This window comes from Adlercreutzia equolifaciens (assembly GCF_029076695.1).
In the GTDB taxonomy this organism is placed as follows: domain Bacteria; phylum Actinomycetota; class Coriobacteriia; order Coriobacteriales; family Eggerthellaceae; genus Adlercreutzia; species Adlercreutzia equolifaciens_A.
This window is the reverse complement of the sequence record NZ_JARFIK010000672.1, coordinates 1-286: the sequence shown is the minus strand read 5'-3', so window position 1 is coordinate 286 and position 286 is coordinate 1. Positions and strand designations below refer to the sequence as shown.

Below are 286 nucleotides of genomic sequence, written 5' to 3'. Positions count from 1 at the left end.
CTTGTCGTCCTCGCGCCACAGATCGAACACGTAGGCGCTCTTGCTCATGCGTCCCGTGCCCGAGGCGATGTTCTCGCCACGACCTCGCAGCGGCAGCTGCGAAAACGCCGTCGTATACCTTTCGCCGTTGGGGCGCGTATGGCTGTGGGAGATGGTCAGCTCGGCCGCCCGCAGCATGGCCACGCCCTCCAGGCCGTAATCGTAGGCAAGGGGCTGGAGCCCCGTGTAGGACACCTCGATGCAGTCGCTGCTATCCCAGCACTTCGCACCTGTAGCTCGGAAGTCG

1 protein-coding gene is annotated in these 286 nt (G+C 64.7%); it reads right to left on the bottom strand.

The genetic code is table 11. The features are described from left to right. Nucleotides 1-286: hypothetical protein (locus PZH32_RS14060; RefSeq protein WP_275208888.1), on the bottom strand; the 286-nt coding region annotated here is incomplete at both ends.